The organism is Buttiauxella gaviniae ATCC 51604 (assembly GCF_001654835.1).
GTDB lineage: Bacteria > Pseudomonadota > Gammaproteobacteria > Enterobacterales > Enterobacteriaceae > Buttiauxella > Buttiauxella gaviniae.
On the sequence record NZ_LXEP01000112.1, the window covers coordinates 1 to 361 of the forward strand.

The 361-nt window shown below is 66.2% G+C and carries 1 protein-coding gene; it reads left to right on the forward strand.

What is annotated here, in order from left to right:
- The coding region (locus M977_RS25610; RefSeq protein WP_167351125.1) for a DUF4198 domain-containing protein at positions 1 to 361 on the forward strand (361 nt) is incomplete at both ends.

A 361-nucleotide genomic window follows, 5' to 3' on the forward strand; every position in this document is an offset into this window, starting at 1 on the left:
CGTGAAAACCGACACCGTGACCCTGACCTATACGGCTGCCCAGAACCTGGCAGGGGCCACGGCGGGCACAACATCGGCCCCGACGACACAGCCACTGGCTGACGGTGTCAGCACCACGACCACCACGCTGCCGATCACCGGCGCGGACGGTCAGCCCCTGAAAAATACCGCCGTCACCGTGAAGGTGAACGGCACCGACCAGACGGTGACCACCGACAGCAACGGTAACGCCACGCTGACCCTGCCGGCCTCGACCACCCCGGGTGATACCACCATTCCGGTGGTGTTTAACGGCAGCAGCCAGAACGTGCCTGTGACCTATGCCCCGACCCAGGCCCAGCTGGCCGCGTCCGTGGATGCG